Consider the following 17,434-nt stretch of genomic DNA (forward strand, 5'->3'; position numbering starts at 1 on the left):
GGGCCTGAGTGATCGTCCGTTGAGACTAAGCAACAGATCCCCCGTCGTGCACATTTCAACTGTGGGAGCGGGCTTGCTCGCGAAGGCGGTGTGTCAGACAACGATGATGTCGAGGCTGCCGCCCCCTTCGCGAGCAAGCCCGCTCCCACAATGGACCGCATTCCCCCGTAGGAGCGTACCCTCAATCCGGGAATTTCAGGCGTACCCGGGCACCCGTCGGTCGGCTCTGGCAGGCCAGGGTCCAGCCGTCGGCCAGTTCCTTGGGGGTCAGCACGTCGTTGCGCGCCAACTGGACCTCACCTTCCTTGACCACACACATGCAGGCCCCGCAAAAACCCTCTTCACAGGACGACGGCACGTCGAGGCCAGCCGTTTTGCAACTTTGCAGCAAGGTGTCGCCGGGGCGGCAGGCAATTTCGTGTTGCTGGCCGTCGAGCTCGACGATCAGCGCCTCGCACTGCGACCCCATCGCCGCCTCGCGGGCGAGGGCCTCTTCGGCCAACAGTTCATCGGGGTCCGGCGGCGAGACGAAACGCTCGACATGGATCCGCTCGGCCGCTTCGCCCAGCGCCAGCAGCGTGCGCTCCACAGTGTCCATGAAGGGGCCCGGCCCGCAGATGAAGTAGTCGCCACCGGCCGATCCGCGCAGCAGATGACGGACCTGATGGTCCGTCAGGAAACCCTGCACCGAGTCGAGGACGTGCACCACGTGCAGTTGATCAGGATGCGCCTTGATCAACCGGCACAGCTCGTCCTTGAAAATCACCGACGCCTCATCGCGGTTGGCGTAGATCAATTTGATCGGCCGCCGACTGCTATGGAGTACTGATTTGAGAATGGAAAACACCGGGGTGATACCCGAACCGCCCCCGAACAGGACCAGGGGCTTTTCGGTGTCCGCCTGCGGGCTCAGGCAGAAATGCCCGGCCGGTGGCAGCACTTCCAGCCAGTCGCCGACCTGGACTTCGTTCATCCAGTTCGATACCCGGCCACCATCGACCCGTTTCACCGTAACCTTGGGCAGCGCGTCCGCAAGCGGTGAACTGGCCATGGAATAGCAGCGGGTCAACAGTTTGCCGGCGAAGGGCACGCGAAAACTCAGGAACTGGCCCGGTTTGTAGCGAAAGCGCTCACGCAGGTTTGGCGGTACGTCCAGCACCAGCGAGCGCGCGTCAGCGGTCTCGTCGATCACCGCGCACACTTGCAATGAGACGCTTGCCGTCGTGTGTTCGGCCGGGGTCAGGTTCTGTTGTTGCGTGCCCATGTTCACCTCGACCTCAGAGCCCGCTGATCAGTTGGGCGTTGTCGACGCGGATCTCGGCACCGTTGACGAACCGCGACTCGTCGGTGGCGAGGAACAGCACCACGTTGGCGATATCCCGTGGTGCCGCCATGCGGTTCATCGGGTCCTGGTCCAGCGCTTCCTGCGGGATCGGCTGACCACCGGCCAGGGCCTGGGTCATCGGCGTGTTCACGCCATCGGGGTGCACGCTGTTGCAGCGGATGCGGTAGCCCTGCTGCTTGCAGTGCAGGGCAATGGAACGGGTCATCGCCGCCACCGCGCCTTTGGACGCCGAGTAAGCGCAGAACATCGGCATCGCACCCAGCGCGGCCACCGACGACATGTTGATGATCGAGCCGCCACCGGTTTCCTTCATCGCCTGGATCGCGTACTTGCAGCCGAGGAAGTAGCCTTCGCCGTTGATCTTCTGCACTTTCTGCCACAGTTCCAGCGTGGTGTCTTCGATGCTGCCCAGGGCCAGGATCGCGGCGTTGTTGACCAGTACATCGAGACGGCCGAAGTGTTCGACGGTGGTCTTGACCACGTGTTGCCAATCGCTTTCGCTGGCGATGTCGTGGCGGATGAACAGCGCGTTGGCGCCGATTTGCGCAGCCACCTGGCGACCGGCCTCTTCATTGAGGTCGGTCAGTACCACTTTGGCGCCTTCGCGAGCCAGCAGCAGAGCGTCTTCGCGACCGATGCCGCTGGCGGCGCCGGTGATGATGCAGACTTTGCCTTCTACACGTTGCATTGTTGTTCTCCTGATCGTGCGGTTTGAAGTGCGAATTGGTCGGCCACGTGGGCGGCAGCCCGGCGACCGGAATAAATGCAGTCGGCCAGGGACAGGCCGGAGACATACAGGTTGGAAGCGACCCCGACCGCATTGCGCCCGGCGCTGTACAGACCGTTTATTGGCTGGCCGGCGTGGTCCAGCACCCGACCGCTGTCTTCGCAGACCTTCAGCCCGCCCAGGGTGATGACCGGGCAGGGGAAGAGATTGCTGTCGAAAGACAGGTCGAGGGCGTACCACGGGCCCTGTTCGAGGTTGGCGAGCATCGCGGCGGACTTGCCGAACTCGTCGGCGACCTCACCCCGTGCCGCGCGGCAATAGCGTTCGACACTCTGGCGCAGCAGTTCCGGCGGCAGATTGCAGCGTTTGGCCAGGCCGGCCAGGCTGTTGTTGCGCCTGGCATTGAACAGCAGGTTGAGCAACACCGGCAGGCGCTGGAAATTCCAGACTTTGCCGGGGCCAACCTGACTGAGTGCTTCTCGAACCAGCGCCCTATTGAGAATCAGAATGGCGCGGCCGTCCTGCTCTTCGACCATGGCGTGACCGAGGGTCGCGCCGTAGATTTCTTCGTTGGCGTAACGCTGTCCGCGAGCATTGACGATCAGCCCGCGAGCCCAGGCCAGTGGCGGATTGATGAAACGCCAGGCACTGACCTTGTCCATGCGCGCCACGCTGCCACCGGCGCTCTGGCCCAGGGCGATGCCGCTGCCATTGCACCCGGTGGCGCCCAGCGGCAGACCGGCCAGGTACTGCGGTGCGTGTTGGCGCACCAGATCACGATTGAAGATAAAGCCGCCGCTGCTCAGCAACACCGCCTGTTCGGCGCGAATCAATTGGCGAATGGCGTTGGTCTGTTCGATGCGGCGCTGACGGGCGCGCAAGCGGTCGGCCAACGCCGGAGCGTACATATGAATGGCGGTGGCCCAGCGCGACAGGCGCGCATGTTGTTTGGCGGCGCGACTACCCGACGGCAACTGCCAGGCTTCGACGCCGATGACCTTGTCGTCGAGATCGAGTACCAGTCGCCGCACTTCGCACTGGCTGCGCAGGCGCGCGCCATTACGCAAGGCGCTGGCCTTGAGCGGGGCGAACAGGCTGGCGCCGGACATGCCCCGGCCTTTGGTGCGGTGGCCACGGGGCGCCGGCTTGGCGCTGGCGGCATAGGCCGGCACGGCTTCGTTGCCGGAGTAATAGAGGTAGTACTGGTCACTCGGGTACGAGGTTTTATGCGGTGGCACGCTGGCCTCGAACGCTGCGCCCTGTTGTTCCAGCCAAGCCAGTTGCCCGCGGCTGGCGTCGCAGAAATTGCGCAACGTCTCTTGGCTGACCGCTTCGCCGACTTCCTGACGCAGGTAATTGAACATGGCTTCGCTGGTGTCTTCATAGCCAGCCTGACGCTGATGTGGCGTACCGCCGCCGGCATAGACCACGCCACCACTGAGCGCCGTGGCGCCGCCGCCCTCGAAGCGATCCAGTGCGAGCACCGACAAGCCGCGAGTACTGGCTTCGATGGCGGCACAGGCGCCGGCACCGCCAAACCCGACAATCAGTAAGTCGCAGCGGTCATCCCATGGCAACTGGTCGGCGCTGTTCACTCGCAACGCCGTCAACCCGTTCAGGCTGTTCATGTTCGGGCCTCAGCCAGCAGCAGCGAGAGAAGGTGCGGGTTTCGCGGTGGTGGTGTAGCTGCCGTCGAGGTAGACCAGCGGGGTGATTTCGGTGGTGGTGTGGATCTGCAGGATGCGTCCGATGAATACGGTGTGGGTGCCGTAGCTGAAGTGACCGTCCTGGCGGCAGAGGATCGCCGACTGCGCATCACCCAGGTAAGGAATTCCGCCGGGGCTGGTCAGCCAGTTGCCCCGGTCGAAGCGTGCTTCGCCCTTGATCGCACCGCTGCACAGGTTGGCCAGGTCTTGTTGTTCTACGCCGAGGATGTTCACGCAGAAGTCCGCGCCGGTTGCCAGTGCGGCGTGGGGGGAGGCGGTCTTGTTGACGCAGATCAGCAGCGATGGCGGTTCGGTGCTCAGGGAGTCGACCGCGGTGGCGGCCATGGCGAAGCGTTCGGTGCCGTTGCTGGTGCTGATAATGGTGACTGACTTGGCCAGGCGGCGCATGGCCTGGAGCATGTCGGCTTTGAGATTGACGTCGTTCATCGCACTGGGCCTTTTTGTTGGTTGGGGAGTGCGATGGATTCTTGCTCTGACGTCCAGTCGTCACATCGTCCGAGGGGACTAGGCCTTGGCGGCCTCTGGGCCGACCAGGCTGTTGTAGTGTTGTTTACATATCCGTTGCTGCGGTAACGGCGGCTTATGGTTTCGCCCTTACGGCGAGTCCCTTTTGTCAAACGACACAAAAGGAACCAAAAAGTCTCACCCCTTACGTACGGCCCCTCGCTGAGGCTCGGGGTTCCTTCGCTCCGGTATTCATCCGGGGGCATTGCCCTCCGGTCGGCTTCGCTTCGACCTACATGCAATGAGTTCGACTGCGTCGAACGGCGCTGCGCGCCAATCCCCGGATGAACACCTCCGCTCAGCCTGCCGAGGGGGCGGGTGGATCAAGATCAAAAGCTGCAGGCGAGCTAACGCTCGGCCTGATGAGTGGTGAAAAGCGTGGGTGTACGCCGATCTGCCTTTGCTCTTCTGTGGGAGCTGGCTTGCCAGCGAAGGCGGCCTGACAGCCGACCTGAATCTGGCGGATGTACTTTGACCCTGTGGGAGCTGGCTTGCCTGCGATGGCGGTCTGTCAGCCAGCATCAATGTCAGATGTGCCGGCCTCTTCGCGGGCAAGCCCGCTCCCACAGGTTTGGTGTGGTTCGAATAATTGGTGTTCGCCGTAAATACTGTGCGAGCTTGCTCGCGATGGCGGCCGGCCAGTCGACATGTACCTCACAGACGAACGAACCCAACAACCAGGCCGGCCGGTAGGCCGCCTCGGGTTAGCCGCCCCCGGCCATGGATGGTCGATGGCGGCGGGCTCTGTAGGAGCGAGCTTGCTCGCGAAAAACCTGAGAGCACCGCAGGGTGTCAGGCTCCCCGCATCATCGTTGACCTCCATCGCGAGCAAGCTCGCTCCTACAAGGTGACCCGCCGTAAGGGCCGAACTATTGGCGGCCGTTACCGCAGAAACGGATATGTACACCCTCAAAAATCCATATCGCCTGCCAAGCAACACATCGCTTTCAGATACACCCCCCTGATACCCATTCCCCAATCCCACATGGTCCGTTTGAGGGATGTCCACTCTGTTGCGCATTGCTTGAATGCGAGCGTAGGGGCACTACACCCGCCCCGTTGCACGCGCGCCCCGGCGGATGGGGTGAACAAAGGAGAACAATAAAAATGCTCAACCAAGACCTGATTCGCCAGCGTCTGAGCCAACGTGCCCGCGAGTTGGTGCCGATCCTGCGTGAACGCGCCCTGAACGCCGCGCAAACCGGGCAGTTGCCTGAAGAAACCCTGAAGGATTTCCACGACGCCGGGTTCTTTCGCATCCTGCAACCGTCCCGTTGGGAAGGCTATGAACTGGAGCCCAAGGACTTTTTCGACGTCCAGATGACGCTCGCTGAAGGCTGCATGTCCTCGGCCTGGGTGCTGGGTGTGGTAGCGATCCACAACTGGCAACTGGCGCTGTTCGACGACCGCGCGGCCCAGGATGTCTGGGGTAGTGACTCCAGCGTGCTGATCTCCTCTTCCTATATGCCGGTGGGCAAGGTCGAGCGGGTCGAGGGTGGTTTCAAGTTGAGCGGGCGCTGGGGTTTTTCCTCCGGCAGCAAGCATTGCGAGTGGGCGTTCCTCGGCGCGCTGGTGCCGTCGGAAGAAGCGGGCGGGGCGCCGGATTATCGGACGTTCCTGGTGCCGCGCAGTGACTACCAGATTCTCGACAACTGGAACGTGATGGGTCTGGAAGCCACCGGATCCCACGACGTTCTGGTGGAAAACGCCTTCGTTCCCGAGTACCGCACCCATCGCGCGTTCGACGGTTTCATGCAAAACAGTCCGGGCAATGCGGTGAACACAGCGCCCTTGTTCCGCCTGCCATTCGGGCAGATTTTCGTGCGTGCGGTTTCGTCCTCGGCCATCGGTGCCCTGCAAGGCGCGGTGGATCAGTTTGTCGAGCACAACCGCGCCCGGGTCGGGGTCAATGACGGTCGCAAAATGGTCCAGGACCCGGCTGCGCAATCGTCGCTGGCCAATGCCATGGTCTGCGTCGACGAGTGCAAGACCGTGCTGCATCGCAACTTCACCCTGATGCTGGAGCGTGCGCAGAAGGGTGAGCCGTTGAGCATGCCGGAGCGGGTGAAGATGCGTTACGACTCGGCGCTGGTGGCCGACAAGTGCGCCAAGGCCGTTGGCGACCTGATGTTCAACAGCGGTGCTTCAACGATCTTCCGCAGCCATCCGATCAACCGTGCATTCCGCGACATCCACACCGGTCGTGCCCACGTCGCCAACAGCCCGGCCAAATACGCCTGGAACCTTGGCGGGGTCAGCATGGGTCAGGACAGCAACGACTTTTTCCTCTGACTTTTTTACCTGCTCTTTTTCTATGAGGCGGGCTAGTCCGTTTGCGTGATTCGAGCGCCCCGTCGATGCACGAGCATTGACGGTAAGGCGAAGGTCTACGGCGCCGACTGCGCATCCAAATAAGCACAAGGATCAACCATGAAATTTTCCCTGATTTACGAAGCCCAGACGGTGGACTCCAGCCGCGAAGGCGACCGCAAGATTTTCGAAGACACCGTCGAGCAGGCCGTGCTCGCCGACAAGCTCGGCTTCGACACCTTCTGGTGCGTGGAACACACCGCGCTGAGCAACTACTCGCACATGTCCGCGCCGGAAACCATGCTGGCGTTCGTGGCCGGTAAAACCGAGCGCATCGGCATCGGCCACGGTGTGGTCTGCCTGCCGCCAGCGATGAACCATCCGGTCAAAGTCGCCGAGCGCATCGCCACCCTCGATCTGCTATCCAGGGGCCGAGTGCACTTCGGTGTGGGTAAGGGCGGCACCCAGCAGGAAGCCGGTACTTTCGGCTACGACCTGGCGACCTTGCAGCCGCAGATTGACGAGATGATGTACCTGATCCCGAAAATGTTCGTGCAGGACGAAATAGAGCACAACGGCGACTTCGTGCAGATCCCCAAGCGCCCGATCCATCCAAAGCCTTACCAGGATCCGCACCCGCCGATGTACCTGGCGTGCACCAACACCGAGTCGCTGAAAAATGCCGGCGGTCGCGGCATGGGCGCGCTGGTGCTGGGCTTCGGTGGCCCGGAAGAAATCGCCAAGAAGGTCGAGGTGTATCACGCGGCCTATGACAACCGCGATGAGAAGAAGCAGGTCGGTTTCCGTCCTAACCGTCACATCGCCGCGCTGTGCCCGGCCATCGTGCTGGACGACAACGCAGAAGCGCGCCGCATCGGTATCCGTGGCCAGCGTTACTTCATGGAATCCCTCGGTTACTGGTACGGCGGCGGCGAGCGTCCGGACCCGCAGAAGTGGAAAGACGACACCTTCGTCGATGGCAACGGCCAGAGCGTGATCAAGTCGCGCTTCGCCTCCGAAGAAGTCAGCGTCGACTTCTCCGACCCGACCATGGCCATGATGAACCCGAACCACGCCTACGGCACCGTCGAGGATTGCATCAATTATGTGCAGCGCCTGATCGACGCCGGCGCCGACGAAATTCTGTTCATCTGCCAGATGGGCACCGTGCCGCAGTGGGCGCAGCTGGAGACCCTGAAGAATATTGGCGAGAAGGTGATCCCGCATTTTCGTAAGGGCTGATTTGAGATAGCGCAAAACTGTAGCAGCTGCCGAAGGCTGCGTCCGAGTGCGCAGCACTCGCAAAAGGGCAATAGGCGGTGTTTCTGGACGGACTCGGTTTGCCAGGTTGCGAGCGCTGCGCACTCGGACGCAGCCTTCGGCAGCTGCTACAGGTTTTTCAGGCTTGGCACGGACGTCAGGCCAACTTTCCAACGGGTCCCCAAGGCCCGTTTTTTTATGCCTGCACCAATCCCCTGTGGGAGCGGGCTTGCTCGCGAAGAGGCCGGCACATTCAACATCTATGTTGACTGACACACCGCCTTCGTCGGAACGCCGCCCGGAGCAAGCCCGCCCCCACAGTTTTGATGCGTGAACCCCATCAAATCCGCTAGTCCCATTGGACGATGTTGCCCCTCCCCGAACCCGTTTGAATAGGCCCTACATAAAGTCTCCCCCGGCAGTAGCCGAAGGGCGGCACCGCCTGAGAAAAACGAGGAGTGCATCCATGGATATCCGTGGTCTGGGTTACGTCACCCTGCTGTCCAGCGACCTGGCGCAATGGCGCCACTACGCAAGCCAGGTGCTGGGCATGATGGTCAGTGGCGACGATGAGCTTCTGTACCTGAAAATGGACGAACGTCATTACCGCATCCTCGTGCAGAAGAATGCCGAGAACAGCTTCGGTGCCTGCGGCTGGGAAGTGGCCGGCAAGGCGGCGCTGGAACAGGCGGTCAGCGAGCTGCAACAGGCCGACGTACAAGTGACCCGTGGCACCGCCGCCGAAGCGGAGCTGCGCAAGGTCCAGGAACTGGTGCACTTCAGCGATCCGGATGGCAACCGCCACGAAATTTTCTGGGGTCCGTTGCAGGACTTCGCCCGTTTCGTCTCGCCGGTGGGCGTCAAAGGTTTTGTCACCAACGACCTTGGCATGGGCCACGTCGTACTGCCGGCACCAGCCTTCGAACGCTGCCGCGACTTCTACGAGCAGGTGATGGGTTTCGGCCTGTCGGACCTGATGAAAGTCCGTTTCACCCCGGACCCGGCCGAGCCGCAAAAGCGCATTCACTTCCTGCACTGCAACAACGGCCGCCACCACTCGCTGGCGATTTTCGAGTGCCCGATGCCCCACGGTTGCGTGCACATGATGGTCGAGGTCAACGCGCTGGACGAAGTCGGCCGTGCCCTGGACCGCGTCCACGCCAACGGCGTGAAGCTGTCGGCCACCCTCGGCCAGCACACCAACGACCAGATGATTTCTTTCTATATCAAGACCCCGTCCGGATTTGACCTGGAATACGGCTGCGATGGCCTGGTGGTCGACTGGGACCGCCACACGCCGTTCGAAAGCACCGTGGTCAGCCACTGGGGCCACGACTTCAGTGTCGGTCGCCAATGAGGAACAAGACGATGGACAAGCAAATGAGCACTGCCGAGATCGTCGGCCAACTGCGTGACGGCATGACCATCGGTATCGGTGGCTGGGGCCCGCGCCGCAAGCCGATGGCGCTGGTGCGCGAGATTCTGCGCTCGGACCTCAAGGAGCTAACTGTTGTTGCATACGGTGGTGCGGACGTCGGCATGCTCTGCGCCGCCGGCAAGATCAAGAAACTGGTGTTCGCCTTCGTGTCTCTGGATTTCATTCCGCTGGAGCCGTACTTCCGCAAGGCGCGTCAGGAAGCAGCGCTGGAAGTGATGGAAATCGACGAAGGCATGCTGCTGCTCGGCTTGCGGGCGGCGGCGATGAATGTGCCGTTCATTCCGACCGCCGTTGGCCTGGGCACCGACGTGCTGCGCCACAACCGCCAGATCAAGTTGATCGCCTCGCCCTATGCCGATGGCAAGGATTGGGTGGCCATGCCGGCGCTCAAGCTCGACGCGGCGCTGGTGCATGTCGACCGCGCCGACAAACGCGGCGTGTGCCAGATCAGCGGCCCGGATCACTACATGGACGACCTGTTCGTGCGGGCCGCGACCCACAGCTACGTGACCTGCGATGAGCTGGTGGACAGCGAGTATTTCCATCAGGACAGCGCCCACGCCCATCAAGTGTTCTGGGAACGCAACCTGACTACTGCCGTGGCCCACGTGCCGGGCGGGGCGCATCCGTCGTCCTGTGCGCCGCTGTACGGTTTCGACGTCGCGCACTTCAAGGCCTACAACGCCACGGTGCAGGCGGCCGATGGCTGGGAAGGGTACGTGCGCGACTACGTCGACTGCACCCACGAACAGTACCTGGACAAGGTTGGCGGCCTGGCTGCGATCCGTGAACTGCCGTTGCCGATTTTCTAAGGGAGCCTTCCGATGAGCACTACTGATTACAGCCTCGCAGAGTTGATGATCTGCGCGGCCTCTGAAGCCTGGCGCGAAGACGGCGAAGTATTGGCCTCCGGCATCGGCGTGATCCCGCGCCTGGCGGCGTCGCTGGCCATGCTGACCAGCAACCCGCAACTGCTGATGACCGACTCCGAAGCCTACATGGTCGCCGAACCGGTGCCTTTGGGCGCGCGCAAGGGCTACGAGCCCAAGCGCGACAGCTGGATGGGCTTCTCGCGGATTTTCGACAACGTCTGGGGCGGCAAGCGCCATGCCCTGGTCGGCCCGACCCAGATCGACCGTTACGGTCAAGCCAACATTTCCTGCATCGGCGACTACGCCAAACCCAAGGCGCAGATGCTCGGCGTGCGCGGTTTTCCCGGCAACTCGATCAGCCACGCCAACTCGTTCTGCGTGCCGAACCATAACCGCCGGGTGTTCGTCGAAGGCGAGGTCGATATGGTCGCCTCGGTCGGCTACAACCCGGCCCGCCTGGCGCGGGGCTGGTCGCTGGACGACATCGACATCCGCCTGATCATCACCGATCTGTGCGTGCTGGATTTCCAGGGCCCGCAGCGGCAGATGCGCATTCGTTCGTTGCACCCCGGCGTGACGGCAGCGCAGGTCCGGGACAACACCGGCTTCGAGCTGCACGTGCCGGACGATTGCCCGACCACCGCGGCGCCGACGGCCGAGCAATTGCAACTGATCCAGCGTCTGGACCCGCACAACCTGCGCGCCCTGCAGCTTAAAGACAACCCACCAGGCCAGCGCTGAGCGCCCGCATTTTCGGAGACAAGTGATGGCTGAACATAACGACAAGAACGAGGCCGAAGTGGTCCTGTACGAAGTGCGCGACGCGGTGGCAATCGTCACCATGAACCGCCCCGAGTACCACAACGCGCAGAACTCGCAGATGACCTATGCGCTGGACGCGGCGTTTCGCCGGGCCTGCGATGACGATGAAGTGAAGGTCATCGTGTTGCGTGGTGCCGGCAAGCATTTCTCCGCCGGGCATGACATCGGCACGCCGGGGCGTGACGTCGACAAGACGTTCGATCGGGCGAGCCTTTGGTACGATCACACCAACAAACCGGGTGGCGAGTTTCTCTATGCCCGCGAGCAGGAAGTCTATCTGGGCATGTGCCGCCGCTGGCGCGAAATGCCCAAGCCGACCATCGCCATGGTCCAGGGCGCGTGCATTGCCGGTGGGCTGATGCTGGCCTGGGTCTGCGACCTGATCGTTGCCAGCGAGGATGCTTACTTCGCCGATCCGGTGGTGCGCATGGGCATTCCCGGGGTCGAGTATTTCGCCCACGTGCATGAATTGAACCCGCGCATCGCCAAGGAATTCCTGTTTCTCGGCGAGCGCATGCCGGCACCGCGTGCCTATCAGATGGGCATGCTCAATCGGGTGGTGCCGGGCGACGAGCTGGAACAGCAGACTCTCGACATCGCCGGGCGCATCGCCCAGATGCCGCGCCTGGGCCTGCAACTGAGCAAGCAAGCGGTGAACAACGCCGAAGACCTGATGGGCAAGCGCGCGACCATGGACATGGTGTTCGGCCTGCATCACTTCGCCCACGCCCACAATGAACTGGTGTCCGGCGACCGCCTCGGCGGCTACGACGCCAAGGCCATGGCCAGTTCCCAGCGCAAAACGGGCGAGGCGTGAGCATGGCGATTTTGTTGAATACCCGCCTGACCGAACTGCTCGGTTGCCGCTACCCGATCATCCAGACCGCCATGGGCTGGGTCGCCGACCCGAAACTGGTGGCGGCCACGGGCAATGCCGGCGGCTTCGGTTTTCTCGCCGGGGCGACCATCGAACCGCAGCAGATGGAAGCGGCGATTATCGAAACCCGACGCCTGACCGATCAGCCGTTCGGGGTGAATTTCCACATGTACCAGGCCAATGCCGGCGAGATCGTCGAGCTGGTGTTGCGCCACAAAGTCCGGGCGGTCAGCTACAGCCGTTCGCCGGGCAAGCAGATGATCAGCCGTTTGAAGGACGCCGGCGTGGTGTGCATTCCCACCGTCGGTGCGCTCAAACATGCGCAGAAGGCCGTGGAAATGGGCGCCGATGCGGTGACCGTACAGGGCGGCGAGGGTGGGGGACACTCCGGTTCCGTGCCGACTTCGTTGCTGCTCGATCAAGTGGTCAATGCAGTGTCGGTGCCCGTGGTGGCGGCAGGCGGCTTCAAGGATGGCAAAGGTTTGGTTTCGGCGCTGGCCTACGGTGCCGAAGGCATCGCCATGGGCACGCGGTTTTTGATGTGCGCCGACAGCCCGGTGCCGCAGGAAACACTGGCCCGTTACCTGGCGGTCAAGGACCCGGCGGCGATCATCATCAGCCGCGCCATCGACGGCATGCCGCAACGGATGATCCGCAACGAATTGCTCAACCAGCTGGAAAACAGCGGCGGCCTCAAGCGCCTGTTGCTGGCCTTGCAGAGTGGTTTGGCCTACCGCCGCCACACGGGCATGAGCCTGATCCAGCTGCTGACCAGCGCGCTGAAGATGCGCGGTGCGGGAGAGCTGACCGCCGCGCAAAGCATCATGGCCGCCAACGCGCCGATGGTGATCCAGAAAGCCATGGTCGACGGGCAACCGGCCGCAGGCGTGTTGCCTGCCGGACAGATCGCCGCATCCATCGACAGCTTGCCCAGCTGCGCCCAATTGATTGAACAGATCGTCCGCGACGCCGAAGCGCGCCTGGGCGAGCTGTGCCGCCGTGTGTCGTAAGGGGCCATGCATTGTGAAGGAAGGAAACCATGAAACCATTTAGCGTCAGCATCGAACACGGCATTGCCGAACTGGTGTTCAACCGGCCACCGGTCAACGCCTTCAACAACCAGGGCTGGGCCGATATCGCCGGCGAAATCGAGGGCCTGGGCCGTAACAGCGACGTACGGGTGATCGTGATTCGTGCCGAAGGTCGCGGCTTCTGCGCCGGGGTCGACATCAAGGAACTGGCCGCCGACGGCAACCTGATCGTCGCGGTGAACAAGGGCAACTACGACAGCTTCAAGGCCATCCACCGCAACCCGAAACCGGTGATCGTCGCCGTGCACGGCTTCGTGCTGGGCGGCGGCATTGGTATCTGCGGCGCTGCCGACATCATCGTCGCTGCCGAGTGCGCCACCTTTGGCGTGCCGGAAGTGGATCGCGGGGCCATGGGCGGCGGCGCGCATTTGCAGCGCCTGTTCCCGGTGCAGAAGGTCCGCCACATGTACTTCACGGGCGAGCCGATCGACGCCGCCGAGGCTTACCGCCTGGGCGCCGTGGAGCGCGTGGTCAAGCGCGAAGACTTGCGCGACGCCGCGTTGCAGATCGCCCGCACCATCGCCGCCAAGAGCCCCGGCATGATCAGCCTGGCCAAGGAGGCGCTGACCGGCATCGAAGACGGCAATCTGGAAGACAAATACCGCTGGGAGCAGGGCTTCACCCTCGAAGCCTACCGCTCACTGGACTCTCAGGAAGCACGCGACTCGTTCGTCGAGAAACGCGATGCCCGATTCAACGGCTGAAGGCATATCCATGGACCTGACCTATACCCTGGCCCAGCAGGCCTTTCGTGCCGAGGCACGGACCTGGCTGGCGGCCAATGTACCGAGTGAACCGCTGCAATCGTTCGACACCGAGCCTGGCTTTGCCCAGCATCGGGCGTGGGAAGCCAAGCTCAATGAAGGCCGTTGGGGCATGGTCACCTGGCCGACCGAACTCGGCGGACGCGGCTGCGACCTGATCGAGTGGCTGATTTTCGAAGAGGAATACTATCGTTCCGGGGCGCCGGCACGGGTCAACCAGAACGGTATCTTCCTGCTCGGCCCGACCCTGATGGAGTACGGCAGCGCTGAACAAAAGGCACGCTTTCTGCCGCGCATGGCCACAGGCGAAGACGTCTGGGCCCAGGCCTGGTCCGAGCCGGGTGCCGGTTCCGATATGGCGGCGATCCGTTCCAAGGCTGAACGGGTGGGCGACCACTACGTGATCAACGGCCAGAAGACATGGTCGACCCGCGCGGTGTGGGCCGATTGGGCGTTCGGCATTTTCCGTACCGACTCGCAGTCCCAGCGTCATCACGGCCTGACCTTCGTCCTGCTGCCGCTGGACACGCCGGGCATCACCGTACGGCCGATCCCGCAGCTCAACGGTTTGCCGGGTTTTGCCGAGATCTTCTTCGACGACGTAAAAGTCCCGGTGGAAAACGCCCTCGGTGGCGAGGGCATGGGCTGGCACGTGGCGATGTCCACCGCCGGTTTCGAGCGCGGTTTGCTGCTGCGTTCGCCGGCACGCTTCCAGGAAACCGCCAAGCGTCTGGTGCAGCTGTACCTGGCCAACCGTGAGCAGGCCGACCGCGACCCGGCCATCGGTGAGGCAGTGATGCGCGCCTGGCTCGATGCCGAGGCCTACACCCTGAGCACCTACATGACCGCCTCGCAACTGGTGCAGGGCGGCAAGATCGGGCCGGAGTCGTCGACCAACAAAATCTTCTGGTCGGAGCTCGACCAGCGCATGCACGACACCGCCATGAGCATTCTCGGGTTGCGTGGCGAGCTGCTGCCGCAAGCCCCGGCCGCCGGTGACGTCGGCCATTGGCTGGAAGGTTTCCTGTTTGCCCAGGCCGGGCCGATCTACGCCGGCACCAACGAGATCCAGCGCAACATCATTGCCGAACGCATGCTCGGCATGCCGCGTGCCTGAGGAATAGACCATGGACTTTAGTTTCAGCCGCGACCAACTGCTGTTTCAGGACAACGTCCGCAGCTTCCTGATCAACGAAGTCACCCCGGAACGCATTCGCGACCTGTGGCAGAGCGACAGCGGGCGCAGTGAGCAACTCTGGGCGCAACTGGTGGAACTGGGCCTGACCGCCCTGACCGTGCCCGAGGCACAGGACGGCATGGGCATGAATGAGCTGGACTTCGTGCTGATCGCCCAGGAATGCGGTTACGCCGGGCTGCCCGAACCGCTGGTGGACACCATGCTGGTCGGCGTGCCGTTGCTCGCCGCCCTGGATGAGCAACACGCGCCACTCAAGCAGAAATGGCTGTCGCGAGTGGCCGAGGGCCGTGCGCGTCTCGCGGTTTCCGAGCCAGGCAATCCGCTGGTCAGCGATGCCCATGTCGCCGATCTGCTGTTGCTGGCCAATGGCGACGAAGTGCACGTACTGGAGCGTGATGCCGTACGCCTGACCCGCAACGAGTCGGTCGACCCGAGTCGCCAGTTGTTCCAGGTCGAGTGGACGCCGACTCCCGCTACTTGCGTGGCCAGCGGCGAACAGGGCCGGCGCTTGTGGGCAGCCGCCTTCAATCGTGGCGCCCTCGCCAGTGCCGCGCAACTGCTGGGGTTGGCCAAGCGCATGGTCGACCTGGCAGTGGACTACACCTTCGAGCGCAAGCAGTTCGGCAAACCGGTGGGTTCGTTCCAGGCGGTCAAACATTTGATGGCCAACGTTGCGGTGCAGATCGAGTTCGCCAAAGGCCCGCTGTATCGCGCCGCTTATGTGCTGGCCGAGCAGCAACCGGGGCAGGACGTGCTGGTGTCCCACGCCAAGCTGGCAACGGCGGAAGCAGCGATGCTGGCTGCGAAGAACACCATCCAGGCCCACGGCGCCATGGGGTACACCTGGGAAGTCGACTTGCACCTGTTCATGAAACGCGCCTGGGCCCTGGACAAGGTCTGGGGCGATCGCGGCCGCCACAAAGGACGGATTCGTGCGGCGTTGTTTGACGGCAACCCTGCGCTGGGTGCGAGCAGTACCTTTTGATCAAGATCCTGTAGGAGCACGGCTTGCCGTAATACCGATCCGTAGCAGCTGGCGAAGCCTGCGTTCGGCTGCGAAGCAGTCGTAAAACCTGAGTTCGCGATTTTCCTTGAGTACCGCGTCGACTGATTTCACGACTGCTACGCAGCCGAACGCAGGCTTCGCCAGCTGCTACGTAGAGCAGGTTTGCTGGAGTTTCTCAGATGACTGGCATTACGGCTTTTCGGTCGGCGTCGACGACTGTGCCTGATCTTAATTTTTATACCGAGGTAGACCATGCCTGAAGCTTATATCGTCGATGCCCTGCGTACGCCCACCGGGCGGCGCAAGGGTGGTCTGAGCCAGATCCACGCCGCCGACCTGGGCGCCCATGTGTTGCGCGCGCTGGTCGAGCGCAACGCCATTCCCGACGAGGATTACGACGACGTGATCTTCGGCTGTGTCGACACCATCGGCCCGCTGGCCGGGGATATCGCCCGCACCAGTTGGCTGGCGGCTGGCCTGTCGCAATCGGTGCCGGGCACCACCATCGATCGCCAGTGCGGTTCGTCCCAGCAAGCGGTGCACTTCGCCGCCCAGGCGGTGATGAGCGGTACCCAGGATGTGGTCATCGCCGGTGGCGTGCAGACCATGACCCAGATCCCGATTTCCTCGGCAATGATTGCTGCCGAGCCCCTGGGCTTCACCGATCCTTTCAGCGGTTCCGAAGGCTGGGTGCGGCGCTATGGCGCGCAACCACCGACGCAGTTCCGTTCGGCGCAGATGATCGCCGAAAAGTGGGACCTGTCCCGGGCGCAGCTCGAAGCCTATTCGCTGGAGTCCCATCGACGGGCCTTGCAGGCCATCGAGCAGGGGCGTTTCAACCGCGAGATCGTGCCACTGGCCGGCGTGCTGCATGACGAAACGCCGCGCCACACCAGCCTGGAAAAAATGGCCGAACTGGAGTTCCTGTTCGGCTGCGACCGGGTGACCGCCGCGGTGTCGAGCCAGACCTGCGACGCGGCCAGCGCGATGCTGATTGTCTCGGAGGCGGCGCTCAGGCGTTACGGCCTGACGCCACGGGCACGCATCCATCACCTGAGCGTGCGCGCCGAAGACCCGATCTGGATGCTCACCGCGCCGATCCCGGCCACGGCCTATGCGCTCAAACGTGCCGGCATGAAGCTCGAAGACATTGACCGGGTGGAGATCAACGAAGCCTTCGCGTCGGTGGCCATGGCCTGGTTGAAAGAGACGGGCTATCCGCACGAGCAGACCAACGTCAATGGCGGCGCGATTGCCCTCGGCCATCCGCTCGGCGCCACCGGCACCCGCTTGATGTGCAGTCTGCTGCATGAGCTGGAGCGCAGCGGCGGTCGCTTCGGCATGCAAACCATGTGCGAAGGCGGTGGGCAGGCCAATGTGACGATCATCGAACGCTTGTGATTTCAAGATGCCCGCTGAACCTGTGGGAGCGGGCTTGCTCGCGAAGGCGGAGTGTCAGCTACATCAATGTTGGCTGACCTACCGCCTTCGCG

The 17,434-nt window shown here is 63.0% G+C and carries 15 protein-coding genes; 11 read left to right on the forward strand and 4 right to left on the reverse strand.

Annotation, left to right across the window (positions count from 1 at the left end):
* Positions 1–181: 181 nt before the first annotated feature.
* Genes AC07W4_RS20625 through AC07W4_RS20640 form a run of 4 tightly spaced genes read right to left on the reverse strand, consistent with a single transcriptional unit; the run spans position 182 to position 4,225 of the window.
* Complete coding sequence (locus tag AC07W4_RS20625) at positions 182–1,264, reverse strand: 2Fe-2S iron-sulfur cluster-binding protein (RefSeq protein WP_495033768.1); 1,083 nt, start codon at positions 1,262–1,264, stop codon at positions 182–184.
* 13 nt (positions 1,265–1,277) lie between these two features.
* A complete protein-coding gene (locus tag AC07W4_RS20630) occupies positions 1,278–2,033 on the reverse strand; it encodes a glucose 1-dehydrogenase (RefSeq protein WP_495033769.1) in 756 nt (251 codons plus the stop codon).
* Positions 2,021–3,700: an FAD-binding protein gene (locus AC07W4_RS20635; RefSeq protein ID WP_495033770.1), complete on the reverse strand. Its 1,680-nt coding sequence runs from the start codon at positions 3,698–3,700 to the stop codon at positions 2,021–2,023. Before AC07W4_RS20635 ends, AC07W4_RS20630 begins: the two co-directional genes overlap by 13 nt.
* A 9-nt stretch (positions 3,701–3,709) precedes the next feature.
* Positions 3,710–4,225 carry a flavin reductase family protein gene (locus tag AC07W4_RS20640; RefSeq protein ID WP_008048810.1) on the reverse strand — a complete coding sequence of 172 codons (516 nt, stop codon included), beginning with the start codon at positions 4,223–4,225 and terminating at the stop codon, positions 3,710–3,712.
* Between the two features lie 1,185 nt (positions 4,226–5,410).
* Between AC07W4_RS20640 and AC07W4_RS20645 the strand changes: the two genes are divergently transcribed.
* From AC07W4_RS20645 to AC07W4_RS20695, 11 genes are all read left to right on the forward strand, one after another.
* A complete protein-coding gene (locus AC07W4_RS20645) occupies positions 5,411–6,595 on the forward strand; it encodes an acyl-CoA dehydrogenase family protein (protein WP_495033771.1) in 1,185 nt (394 codons plus the stop codon).
* A 138-nt stretch (positions 6,596–6,733) separates the two neighbouring features.
* Complete coding sequence (locus AC07W4_RS20650) at positions 6,734–7,855, forward strand: LLM class flavin-dependent oxidoreductase (RefSeq protein WP_495033772.1); 1,122 nt, start codon at positions 6,734–6,736, stop codon at positions 7,853–7,855.
* Positions 7,856–8,339: 484 nt separating this feature from the next.
* The gene (locus AC07W4_RS20655) at positions 8,340–9,230 is read left to right on the forward strand and encodes a VOC family protein (protein WP_150715905.1); all 891 of its coding nucleotides are present in this window, start codon (positions 8,340–8,342) and stop codon (positions 9,228–9,230) included.
* Positions 9,231–9,241: 11 nt separating this feature from the next.
* Entirely contained in the window at positions 9,242–10,123 is an 882-nt protein-coding gene (locus tag AC07W4_RS20660) for a CoA transferase subunit A (RefSeq protein WP_495033773.1), read from the forward strand.
* A gap of 12 nt (positions 10,124–10,135) precedes the next feature.
* Entirely contained in the window at positions 10,136–10,924 is a 789-nt protein-coding gene (locus AC07W4_RS20665; RefSeq protein ID WP_495033774.1) for a CoA-transferase subunit beta, read from the forward strand.
* Between the two features lie 25 nt (positions 10,925–10,949).
* A complete protein-coding gene (locus AC07W4_RS20670; protein ID WP_495033775.1) occupies positions 10,950–11,822 on the forward strand; it encodes an enoyl-CoA hydratase in 873 nt (290 codons plus the stop codon).
* A 2-nt stretch (positions 11,823–11,824) separates the two neighbouring features.
* Positions 11,825–12,892, forward strand: a complete 1,068-nt coding sequence (locus AC07W4_RS20675) for an NAD(P)H-dependent flavin oxidoreductase (RefSeq protein ID WP_495033776.1) — start codon at positions 11,825–11,827, stop codon at positions 12,890–12,892.
* Between the two features lie 29 nt (positions 12,893–12,921).
* Positions 12,922–13,677: an enoyl-CoA hydratase family protein gene (locus AC07W4_RS20680; protein ID WP_495033777.1), complete on the forward strand. Its 756-nt coding sequence runs from the start codon at positions 12,922–12,924 to the stop codon at positions 13,675–13,677.
* A 10-nt stretch (positions 13,678–13,687) separates the two neighbouring features.
* Entirely contained in the window at positions 13,688–14,854 is a 1,167-nt protein-coding gene (locus tag AC07W4_RS20685) for an acyl-CoA dehydrogenase family protein (RefSeq protein WP_495033781.1), read from the forward strand.
* A gap of 10 nt (positions 14,855–14,864) precedes the next feature.
* Positions 14,865–15,920: an acyl-CoA dehydrogenase family protein gene (locus AC07W4_RS20690; RefSeq protein WP_495033778.1), complete on the forward strand. Its 1,056-nt coding sequence runs from the start codon at positions 14,865–14,867 to the stop codon at positions 15,918–15,920.
* A 273-nt stretch (positions 15,921–16,193) separates the two neighbouring features.
* Positions 16,194–17,342: an acetyl-CoA C-acetyltransferase gene (locus AC07W4_RS20695; protein WP_495033779.1), complete on the forward strand. Its 1,149-nt coding sequence runs from the start codon at positions 16,194–16,196 to the stop codon at positions 17,340–17,342.
* Positions 17,343–17,434 lie beyond the last annotated feature (92 nt).

It is taken from the genome of Pseudomonas sp. GW821-FHT02A08 (genome assembly GCF_059422045.1).

Coding starts and splice junctions, on each gene's coding strand:
- AC07W4_RS20625 (WP_495033768.1), bottom strand. CDS start 1,264: ATGGGCACGCAACAACAGAACCTGACCCCGGCCGAACACACGACGGCA.
- AC07W4_RS20630 (WP_495033769.1), bottom strand. CDS start 2,033: ATGCAACGTGTAGAAGGCAAAGTCTGCATCATCACCGGCGCCGCCAGC.
- AC07W4_RS20635 (WP_495033770.1), bottom strand. CDS start 3,700: ATGAACAGCCTGAACGGGTTGACGGCGTTGCGAGTGAACAGCGCCGAC.
- AC07W4_RS20640 (WP_008048810.1), bottom strand. CDS start 4,225: ATGAACGACGTCAATCTCAAAGCCGACATGCTCCAGGCCATGCGCCGC.
- AC07W4_RS20645 (WP_495033771.1), top strand. CDS start 5,411: ATGCTCAACCAAGACCTGATTCGCCAGCGTCTGAGCCAACGTGCCCGC.
- AC07W4_RS20650 (WP_495033772.1), top strand. CDS start 6,734: ATGAAATTTTCCCTGATTTACGAAGCCCAGACGGTGGACTCCAGCCGC.
- AC07W4_RS20655 (WP_150715905.1), top strand. CDS start 8,340: ATGGATATCCGTGGTCTGGGTTACGTCACCCTGCTGTCCAGCGACCTG.
- AC07W4_RS20660 (WP_495033773.1), top strand. CDS start 9,242: ATGGACAAGCAAATGAGCACTGCCGAGATCGTCGGCCAACTGCGTGAC.
- AC07W4_RS20665 (WP_495033774.1), top strand. CDS start 10,136: ATGAGCACTACTGATTACAGCCTCGCAGAGTTGATGATCTGCGCGGCC.
- AC07W4_RS20670 (WP_495033775.1), top strand. CDS start 10,950: ATGGCTGAACATAACGACAAGAACGAGGCCGAAGTGGTCCTGTACGAA.
- AC07W4_RS20675 (WP_495033776.1), top strand. CDS start 11,825: ATGGCGATTTTGTTGAATACCCGCCTGACCGAACTGCTCGGTTGCCGC.
- AC07W4_RS20680 (WP_495033777.1), top strand. CDS start 12,922: ATGAAACCATTTAGCGTCAGCATCGAACACGGCATTGCCGAACTGGTG.
- AC07W4_RS20685 (WP_495033781.1), top strand. CDS start 13,688: ATGGACCTGACCTATACCCTGGCCCAGCAGGCCTTTCGTGCCGAGGCA.
- AC07W4_RS20690 (WP_495033778.1), top strand. CDS start 14,865: ATGGACTTTAGTTTCAGCCGCGACCAACTGCTGTTTCAGGACAACGTC.
- AC07W4_RS20695 (WP_495033779.1), top strand. CDS start 16,194: ATGCCTGAAGCTTATATCGTCGATGCCCTGCGTACGCCCACCGGGCGG.